The organism is Prevotella sp. HMSC073D09, from assembly GCF_001814145.1.
GTDB classification, from domain to species: domain Bacteria; phylum Bacteroidota; class Bacteroidia; order Bacteroidales; family Bacteroidaceae; genus Prevotella; species Prevotella conceptionensis.
Genome location: NZ_KV815118.1, coordinates 179,759 through 188,911 on the forward strand (window position 1 = coordinate 179,759; position 9,153 = coordinate 188,911).

At 49.9% G+C, this 9,153-nt stretch carries 7 protein-coding genes; 4 read left to right on the plus strand and 3 right to left on the minus strand.

Features of this window, described 5'->3' with window-relative positions; genetic code table 11:
* Nucleotides 1-155: 155 nt before the first annotated feature.
* The gene (locus HMPREF2955_RS10830; RefSeq protein ID WP_070723455.1) at nucleotides 156-362 is read right to left on the minus strand and encodes a hypothetical protein; all 207 of its coding nucleotides are present in this window, start codon (nucleotides 360-362) and stop codon (nucleotides 156-158) included.
* Between HMPREF2955_RS10830 and HMPREF2955_RS10835 the strand changes: the two genes are divergently transcribed.
* The 3 genes from HMPREF2955_RS10835 to HMPREF2955_RS10845 all read left to right on the plus strand — a co-directional run bounded on the left by HMPREF2955_RS10835 (nucleotide 361) and on the right by HMPREF2955_RS10845 (nucleotide 5,431).
* The gene (locus HMPREF2955_RS10835) at nucleotides 361-1,590 is read left to right on the plus strand and encodes a nucleoside recognition domain-containing protein (protein ID WP_070723457.1); all 1,230 of its coding nucleotides are present in this window, start codon (nucleotides 361-363) and stop codon (nucleotides 1,588-1,590) included. The genes HMPREF2955_RS10830 and HMPREF2955_RS10835 overlap by 2 nt on opposite strands.
* A gap of 36 nt (nucleotides 1,591-1,626) precedes the next feature.
* Nucleotides 1,627-3,087 (plus strand): lipopolysaccharide biosynthesis protein, encoded by a 1,461-nt coding sequence (locus tag HMPREF2955_RS10840; protein ID WP_070723459.1) that lies wholly within the window; start codon nucleotides 1,627-1,629, stop codon nucleotides 3,085-3,087.
* Nucleotides 3,088-3,316: 229 nt separating this feature from the next.
* Nucleotides 3,317-5,431, plus strand: a complete 2,115-nt coding sequence (locus HMPREF2955_RS10845) for a S46 family peptidase (protein ID WP_070723461.1) — start codon at nucleotides 3,317-3,319, stop codon at nucleotides 5,429-5,431.
* Between the two features lie 188 nt (nucleotides 5,432-5,619).
* On the opposite strand, the gene HMPREF2955_RS10850 is transcribed toward HMPREF2955_RS10845, so the two are convergent.
* Nucleotides 5,620-7,524, minus strand: coding sequence for a heavy metal translocating P-type ATPase (locus HMPREF2955_RS10850; protein WP_070723463.1), 1,905 nt, complete (start codon nucleotides 7,522-7,524; stop codon nucleotides 5,620-5,622).
* 284 nt (nucleotides 7,525-7,808) lie between these two features.
* Here HMPREF2955_RS10850 and ruvB point away from each other — a divergent pair, with 284 nt between their 5' ends.
* Nucleotides 7,809-8,843 carry a Holliday junction branch migration DNA helicase RuvB gene (ruvB, locus tag HMPREF2955_RS10855; protein ID WP_070723465.1) on the plus strand — a complete coding sequence of 345 codons (1,035 nt, stop codon included), beginning with the start codon at nucleotides 7,809-7,811 and terminating at the stop codon, nucleotides 8,841-8,843.
* 8 nt (nucleotides 8,844-8,851) lie between these two features.
* Here the strand turns inward: ruvB and HMPREF2955_RS16635 are convergent.
* A partial coding sequence (locus tag HMPREF2955_RS16635; RefSeq protein ID WP_210401314.1) for a hypothetical protein occupies nucleotides 8,852-9,153 on the minus strand: 302 nt, incomplete at its 5' end.

Genomic DNA, 9,153 nt, shown 5'->3' on the forward strand with positions numbered 1-9,153 from the left:
CCTGCTTTTCACCAGCGATGGCACGATAAATGGCCGTCGTTGGTGTGGCATTTTCGCCAAAGGCAATCTCGCTTTTGCCCCATTGCATCGGCTTTTGGGTAGGTTCGTTTGCCATTCATTTGTACGAGCGAGGAGGGTAGGGCGTTAGCTGTGGTCTATCTTGCCAGCATCTGTGTTGGTTGCAGCTCGTCGGTCAGCTTTTCGTGAGCGGTCATGATGGTTCTGCTGTTCATCTCTCGCAACGCGAACGATACCGAAAACGGCCATTCCAACGGCCAAACACCACTATACGGGTAAGCAAACGCCCCCTCGAAGGCATGCAAACCCATTAACACAAAACCGAAAACATCTAGTAGAAACATGGTTTTAAACTACATTTGGATATCCTTCTTCCTCGTGGCCTTCGTGGTTGCTGCGGCAAAACTCATCTTTATGGGCGATGCCACGGTGTTCCCTGCCATGATGGACAGCACCTTCGACATGTCTAAAAAAGCCTTTGAAATATCGTTAGGGCTAACGGGCATCCTCGCTTTATGGCTTGGCGTGATGAAGATTGGCGAGCGCGGAGGCGTGGTTAACGCCTTGGCTCGTGCGCTAAGTCCTGTGTTCACCCGTCTTTTCCCCGACATTCCCAAGGGTCATCCTGTAACGGGTAGCATCTTTATGAACATTGCCGCCAACATGTTGGGGCTCGATAACGCCGCCACTCCTTTGGGATTGAAGGCCATGGAGCAACTGCAAACGCTCAATCCGAAGAAAGACACGGCCTCGAACCCCATGATTATGTTCCTCGTACTCAACACTTCGGGGCTTACGCTGATACCCGTTAGCATCATGGCCTATCGCGCTCAGCTTGGTGCGGCGCAGCCCACCGATGTGTTCATACCCATACTTTTGGCCACGTTCTTTTCCACTTTGGCCGGCATCATCATCACCAGCATATATCAAAAGATAAACTTGCTCAGTCCTAAAACCTTCTTAGGTCTTTTCATTGCCTGCGCCATCGTCGCCTCGATTATTTGGGGATTCGGCAGAATGGATAAGGAAACGATGAACACTTTCAGCACCACCACGGCCAACATCCTGCTGATGGGTATCATCGTTGCATTCATTGTGGCTGGCGTATGTAAGCGTGTCAACGTCTACGACACCTTTATCGAGGGGGCGAAAGATGGTTTTCAAACAGCCGTGCGCATCATTCCCTATCTCGTTGCCATACTTGTGGGCGTGGCCGTGTTTCGTGCATCGGGCGCAATGGACCTTCTTGTTGATGGTATTCGCTGGTTGGTGGGCTTGCTAGGCATAAACACCGATTTCATCGAGGCATTGCCAACCGCACTGATGAAACCCCTTTCGGGGGCTGGTGCGCGTGGAATCATGATTGATACGATGTCTACTTACGGTGCCGACTCGTTCGTTGGGCGGCTCAGTTGCATCTTCCAAGGCAGCACCGACACCACCTTTTACGTCCTCGCCGTTTACTTTGGCAGTGTCGGCATCCGCTATACGCGCCACGCTGTGGCTTGCGGACTGCTCGCGGACTTAGCAGGAGTGGTGGCAGCGATATTAATATGTTACCTATTTTTTTAAGGGCGCAGTCACTTTTTCACCTTTTCACTTTTAGCAATGAGTAATTTAAAATCTTTGGTTAAAGACACGGCCATCTACGGATTAAGTAGTATTGTGGGCCGTTTTCTCAACTATCTGCTTGTGCCGCTCTATACGATTAAGATTTCAGCGGCAAGTGGTGGTTATGGTGTTATCACCAATTTGTACGCCTATACGGCTCTTTTCTTGGTGCTATTGACTTACGGAATGGAGACCACCTTTTTCCGTTTCGCCAATAAGAGCGACGAAAATCCACAGCGGGTATATTCCACCATCCTGCTCTCCGTGGGTTTCACTTCCGCCCTTTTCATCGCCATGGTGGTGCTTTTCTTGCATCCCATCGCGCAGGCAATGGGCTATGCCGACCATCCCTCTTACATTTGGGTGATGGCAGCGACGGTAGCCATCGACGCATTCCAATGCATTCCCTTTGCATACCTTCGCTATCAAAAGCGTCCCATCAAGTTTGCCACCCTCAAATTGCTCTTCGTTGGCAGCAACATTTCGCTCAATTTGATTTACTATCTGCTGTTACCAGCCCTTTACGAAGGCGGGCATCAGTGGGTGAGCCTTATTTATTCGCCAAACGTTGGTGCAGGTTACGCCTTCTACATCAACCTCGTTTGTACGGCTTGCATCACCTTTTGTTTCTATAAAGAGTTGCGCGGTTTCGCCTACGTTTTCGATAAGGCCCTGCTTAAACGTATGCTTTCTTATAGCTGGCCCATATTGGTATTGGGCATTGCGGGCATACTTAACCAAACGGCCGACAAGATATTGTTCCCTTATATATATAAAGGAAGTGATGCGCACACGCAGTTGGGCATCTACGGAGCGGCAAGTAAGATAGCCATGATAATGGCCATGATAACGCAAGCCTTCCGTTATGCCTACGAACCTTTCGTCTTTGGCAAGTCGAAAGACAAGGACAATCGCGACACTTACGCTAAGGCCATGAAGTATTTCATTATCTTCACCCTGCTGGCTTTCCTCGTTGTGATGGGTTATATCGACATTTTCCGCCGTCTCATCGGGCGCGATTACTGGGAGGGACTGCGCGTTGTGCCCATCGTTATGGCTGCCGAAATCATGATGGGCATCTACTTTAACCTCTCGTTTTGGTACAAACTTATCGACAAAACCATTTGGGGTGCTTACTTTTCGGGCATCGGTTGCGCCGTGCTCATCGCCGTCAACGTGTTGTGTGTTCCGCGTTATGGCTACATGGCCTGTGCTTGGGCAGGCTTTGCAGGTTATGCCACGGCGATGATTCTTAGTTACATCGTGGGCCAACGCAAGTATCCCATCGCCTATCCGCTGACAAGTATCGGTGTGTACGTTGGCATCACAGTTCTTTTTTACTTGTGCATTAATTACGCCAACACGCATTTCTCCGTACCCGTTGCATTGGGTGTGAATACCGTATTTATCCTCCTTTTCATCGGGCATATATGGAAGTGGGATTTGAAGAGAAAATAAAAAAGCCTCACCCCCAACCCCTCTCCAAAGGGAGAGGGGAGTGATTAGTTTTGTGGGTTGACGAGTTGACAAGGTAAGTAGCCACCAGGCAACGAGGCATACGGCTTAACTCCTTAACTCCCTAACTCCTTAACTCCTGACGATTATGTCAATTCAAACGAGGCATACGGCTTAACTCCTTAACTCCCTAACTCCTTAACTCCTGACCAATACATCAATTCAAATAAATATGAAGAAAATTACATTCATCTTAGCTGCCCTCATGGCATTCGGAACGGCAAAGGCCGACGAAGGCATGTGGACACTGTACAATCTGCCGCAGGCAGTGTACCAACAGATGCAGGCCGAGGGCTTTAAACTGCCATACGCCGACATCTATCAAAGTAAAGATGCCGTTAAAAACGCTGTCGTTAACTTCTCTGGTTACTGTTCGGGCGTGGTGGTTTCGCCCAACGGATTGGTATTTACCAACCACCATTGTGGTTTCGAGGCCATTCGTAGACATTCAACCGTTGAACACGACTACATGCTAAACGGCTTTTATGCCAAGACATACGAGGAAGAACTGCCCAACAGCGACATGTTCGTGAGCTTTATGAAGTCGCAACAAGACGTTACTTCGCGACTGATGGCTAATGGATATGCCACGGCCAGCAAGCGACAGAAGGATTTTCTTATCGACTCGTTGCAGATGGTACTCACCGACTCGGTGCGTAAAGTAGATAAAACCCTTCGTGTTTCTATCGACCCATTCTACGAGAGCAACAGTTTCTATGCCACCGTTTACCAAGATTTCACCGACTTGCGACTCGTCTTCACCGTGCCTAAGTCGATGGGTAAGTTCGGTGGTGAGACCGACAACTGGATGTGGCCACGACAGACATGCGATTTCGCCGTGTTCCGCATCTATGCCGACCCAACTACAAACGGGCCTGCCGCTTACTCTAAGAATAATGTGCCTTATCGTCCGCAACATTGGGCACCCATCTCGCTCGATGGCTATAAAGAGGGCGATTTCTCCATGACAATGGGCTATCCAGGTAGCACCAGCCGTTACATTTCAAGCTATGGCATCATCGAAAGGCGCGATTGCGAGAACACGCCGCGGGCCCAAGTGCGAGGCGTTAAGCAAGACGTGATGCGCCGACACATGCGTGCTAGCGAGGCCGTGCGCATTAAGTACGACTCTAAGTTCGCCCAAAGCGCCAACTATTGGAAGAACTCTTTGGGAATGAACAAATGTATCGATTCCATCGGTTTGGTACAACAAAAGCGCGATTACGAGGCACGCTTGCGCCAGTGGCAAGACTCAACGGGCTTTCTTAAAGGGAAACTCGACTTTGATAAGTTGGGCGCTTACTACGAAAAACGTTTCGACCGCGTGCGCACACGCTATTATTGGATGGAAACTTTCCGCCGTACCAGCGAATTGGCTACACGCGCCATGCGTCTTGCAATGGGCGGCATGGAAGTGAAAGGTCCTAAGAAACCTGCATCAAAGCAATACCACGAGTTTGCCGACAACAGCAACGAATGGGATGCGGCATTAGATAAAGAAGTGCTGGCCGTGCTGCTTAAAAACTATCGCCAGCAGGTAGGCAATCGCTATTTGCCCAAGTTCTACACCACCATCGACCAACGTTTCGGCGGCGATTATCAGCGTTTTGTAGACGACCTTTATGCCCGTTCCATCATCATGAAGAAGGGTGCAAAGCTGTTTTACAATACCAAGGCGTATAAAGAAGACCCAGGTGTGCGTTTCGGACAGGACGTGATGGACATCTATTACGACCTAACCGAAGGAATGGGCGCAATTAACGATTCCATCGAGGCACAAGAACGCTATCTCTGTGCGGCCAAATTGCGTATGGAAGAGGACATGCCCCACTACTCGGATGCCAATTTTACCATGCGGCTTAGCTACGGTCAGGTAAAGGGTTTCTCGCTTGGCGGTAAGGAATTGGGTTATTACACCACGCCTGGAAGCATCGTTGAGAAGATGGATCGTGCCAAAAGCAACGTTGACTACGAGGCAGAACCCATCATGCGCCAGTTGCTTTCGTCGAAAGATTTCGGCCGTTTCACCGACAAATCCACGAATAACCTGCACCTTTGTTTCCTCACGAACAACGACATTACGGGCGGAAACAGTGGCTCGCCCATGTTCGACGGCAAGGGTAGGCTTATCGGTTTGGCCTTCGATGGCAACTGGGACAGTCTTTCTAGCGACATTCTTTTCGATTCGCTCCTTGCTCGTTGCATCGGCGTAGACATCCGTTACATGCTCTTTATGATGGATAAGTGGGGGCATGCCGATAGATTGTTGAAGGAAATGGGCTTGTAAGATTGTGGGGATTTAGGTTCATCTGCTCCTAAGTTAAGGAGTAAACAGATGAACTTAAGCTCTTTAATCAGCCTTCACTTGTTAGCTAAGCAGCGCGAGGCGAATGGGTTTTCCTACTTGCTTACTCGTTAGCCGTTATGAACAAAAAAGGACGTTTTCTCAATGAAAACGTCCTTTTTTGCATCCTTTCACTTCCCTCTCATTATCCTCATGGCATTAACTACGGCCAAAAGCGCCACGCCACTATCGGCGAAAACGGCCTCCCAGAGTGTTGCAATGCCCATTAGTCCAAGCGCCATAACCACCACCTTCACGCCAATGGCAAAGGCAATGTTTTGCCAAACGATGGTTCGCGTCTTTCGGGCGAGGCGTAAGGCTTGTGCCAACCGCGAGGGTTGGTCGGTCTGTAACACCACATCGGCCGTCTCGATAGCCATGTCTGCACCAGCTCCACCCATCGCAATGCCCACGTTGCTCAAAGCCAACACGGGTGCATCGTTGATACCATCGCCCACGAAAGCCACCTTCCGTCCCTGTTTTTGTAAGGTTTCAATGCGCTCTGCCTTATGTTGTGGCAGTAAGTCGCCTAGGGCTTGTTCCAGTTTTAGTTCCTCAGCCACCTTGTCAACCAATGCTTGTTTGTCGCCAGATAGCATCTCCACGTGCGTAATGCCCACCTTACGCAGCATCGAAATGGCATCCGCAGCATCGGGTTTTAGTGTGTCGGAGAGTAGGATACAGCCGATGAAACGGCCGTTTTTGGCACAAGCCACGATGGTGTCGGGTATGGTTTGCAGTTCTTCGGGATAGCTCACGCCCTGCTTTTCAAGCAGCCTAAGCGTACCTGCAAGCCATGTTTCGCCCGCGATTTCGGCCCGAAGCCCCAGTCCGGGCATGTTCTCGGCATTAATCTTCTCGCCGTCGCCATACACCTTAACAATGGCTTTGGCAATGGGATGCGTGCTGCTGCGTTCCATAGCCACCACCGTTTGCAGTTCTTCGGGCGATAGATGCAAGGTTTGCTGCACGCCAAACGCTCCTGTGGTAAGCGTTCCTGTTTTGTCGAACACCACCGCATCCACGCCCGTTAGTGCATCTAGGCTGTTTCCTCCCTTGAAAAGTACGCCCATGCGCGATGCTCTGCCGATGCCTGCAAAGTAGCTTAATGGCACACTGATGACCAATGCGCAGGGGCAAGAGATAACCAAGAACACCAATGCGCGATGCAACCACGCGGTGAAATGGTAATGGAACGAAGGCGAAACCAGCGTATAAGCCCAAGGCAGAACCACCGTAAGCGTGGCCAAAAGAATAACGATGGGCGTGTAGATGCGTGCAAAACGACGGATAAACAACTCGGTGGGTGCCTTTCGTTCGGTGGCCTCTTCCACCATTTTTAGTATTCGTGTAAGCGCACTTTCGCCTTGTGTACGCGTAACGCGTAGGCTTGCGGCACGCTCTAAGGCAATCATGCCGGCCAAAACTTCGCCTTCCATGCCCACTTGTCGGGGCATGCTCTCGCCCGTAAGCGCGGCCGTGTCGAAGTTAACAAGGGCATCGCGCTCGCCGTCGGGTAGAAGTAGCACGCCGTCTAGCGGCACGCGTTCGCCTGGAAGTACCTCTATCACATCGCCCACACCTACCATTTCGGGCTTAATAAGTATCTGATCCATGGCGTTTTTTTCGCCATTCCATCGCATAAGACGTGCTAGTTCGGGGCGATAATGGCTTAGGCTCGATATGCTATGCCGTGCTTTATGCACTGCGCGATGTTGAAGGGCCTCGCCCATGCAGTAAAGCCACATCACGGCTACGGCCTCAGGATATTCGCCAATGGCGAAAGCACCAACGCAAGCCACGCTCATCAGCATGAATTCGCTAAATATATCCCCTTTCATCGCTTCTTCCACAGCCTCGTGCATCACGCCAAACCCAACGGGAAGGTAGGCTGCAATGTACCAAACCAGTTGCACCCAAGGCTGCGAAAACCATCCGCAGCCCATCCATGTAAAGGCTATTCCAGCCGCTAGCAGCACACCCGACAGTATGGGTTGCCACAATTTTGTTTCTTCTTCGTGATGATGTTCACACATAATATGTTGCTTTTTAATGTTGACAAAGTTATGCGTTGACGAGCAGGCAAGTTATCTAGCCTGTCCAAGTTGCCTAGTTCTTCTGGGTATTTCGGGCTTACTAGTTATTCCATTTTCACTAGGTTTTATCGGTTTTTAAATTTCCCAGCTACTAGTTCGCAGGCCGACAAATACCGTTTCTCGTTCTTCGCACATTCATTTCCTTAACGATAAAGTAATGTTCGTACTGCAAAGTTAGGGCTTAAAACGTGCAACCAAGTTGCAATTTTTAGTATCTTTGCATTATGACAGAAGACTTTGACATCAGAGACGAACGCACAATGCCCAGCGAACGAGAGTTTGAAAACGCCCTCAGACCGCCGAAATTCCAAGATTTCAGCGGCCAAAGTAAGGTGGTGGAGAACCTAGAAGTGTTTGTTGAGGCGGCAAAATATCGCGGCGAACCACTCGATCACACCCTCTTACACGGCCCTCCGGGATTGGGAAAGACCACTTTGAGCAACATCATTGCCAACGAATTGGGGGTGGGGTTTAAGATAACTAGCGGTCCGGTGCTTGACAAACCTGGCGATTTGGCCGGCATTCTCACTTCGTTAGAAACCAACGACGTGCTCTTTATCGACGAGATACACCGGCTTTCGCCCGTGGTTGAAGAGTATCTTTACTCGGCTATGGAAGATTATCGCATAGATATCATGATAGATAAAGGGCCTTCGGCGCGGTCGATACAAATAGACCTCAACCCTTTTACGCTCATCGGGGCCACCACGCGCAGCGGTTTGCTTACTGCCCCGTTGCGTGCGCGGTTTGGTATTAACCTGCATTTGGAGTATTACGACCCTCAAACGCTGGCGCGTATCATTAAGCGTTCGGCTCGGATATTGAACGTTCCCATCGACGATGAGGCCGCAATGGAGATTTCAAGGCGTTCGCGTGGAACACCCCGTATCGCCAATGCGCTGCTAAGACGTGTGCGCGACTTCGCCCAAGTGAAGGGCAATGGCAGCATCGATACGGTTATTGCACGCCTGTCGCTCACGGCATTAAATATCGACCAGTATGGTTTAGACGAGATAGACAATAAAATTCTGCTCACAATTATCGATAAGTTTAAGGGTGGACCTGTTGGCGTAAGTACCATTGCAACGGCCATAGGCGAAGATGCAGGCACCTTAGAAGAGGTGTACGAGCCTTACCTTATCATGGAAGGTTTTATTAAGCGTACGCAACGAGGGCGTATGGTAACCGAATTGGCTTACCAACATCTGGGTAGAAACATCTATACAAGCAACGCAAAAGAGCCTGGACTATTTGATTAAGGAGAGGGTTAAAGGCGTTTAAAGGCTCTTAAAGGTGAAAAGGTGAAAGGGTGAAAAGGTGGAAAAAATGGCTCACGCCCTTTAAGGGTGAAAAGGTGAAAAGGTGAAAGGGTGAAAAGATGGCTCACGCCTTTTAAAGGTGAAAAGGTGAAAGGGTGAAAAGGTGAAAAAAATGGCTCACGCCCTTTAAGGGTGAAAAGGTGAAAAGGTGAAAGGGTGAAAAGATGGCTCACGCCCATTAGCTTGTTAACTCGAACTCTTGTTCCCTTGTCAACTACAAGGCATATCACTCCCCTCTCCCTTTGGAGAG